The organism is Streptomyces huiliensis (genome assembly GCF_020037025.1).
In the GTDB taxonomy this organism is placed as follows: Bacteria; Actinomycetota; Actinomycetes; order Streptomycetales; family Streptomycetaceae; genus Streptomyces; species Streptomyces huiliensis.
Genome location: NZ_JAIQLH010000587.1, coordinates 1 through 296 on the forward strand (window position 1 = coordinate 1; position 296 = coordinate 296).

Consider the following 296-nt stretch of genomic DNA (forward strand, 5'->3'; position numbering starts at 1 on the left):
ACCAGGTGAAGATCCGCGGTTACCGGGTCGAGCCGGGCGAGGCCGAGGCGGCGCTGGCCGGTGCCGCCGGCGTGGCGCGGGCCGCGGTCGTGGTGCGGGACACCGACGCTGGCAAACAGCTCGTGGGCTACGTGGTGCCCGCCGACGCGTCCGCGGGCGTGGACGGCGCGGCGGTGCGCGCCGAGGTCGCGGAGCGGCTGCCGGAGTACCTGGTCCCGGCCGTCGTCATGGTCGTCGGCGACCTGCCGCTGACCGTCAACGGCAAACTTGACAAACGCGCGCTCCCCGCCCCGGAG

1 protein-coding gene is annotated in these 296 nt (G+C 75.7%); it reads left to right on the forward strand.

Annotation, left to right across the window (positions count from 1 at the left end; translation table 11 throughout):
• Positions 1–296 (forward strand): AMP-binding enzyme (locus JNW98_RS35990; RefSeq protein ID WP_443732512.1); only part of this gene is annotated, 296 nt, incomplete at both ends.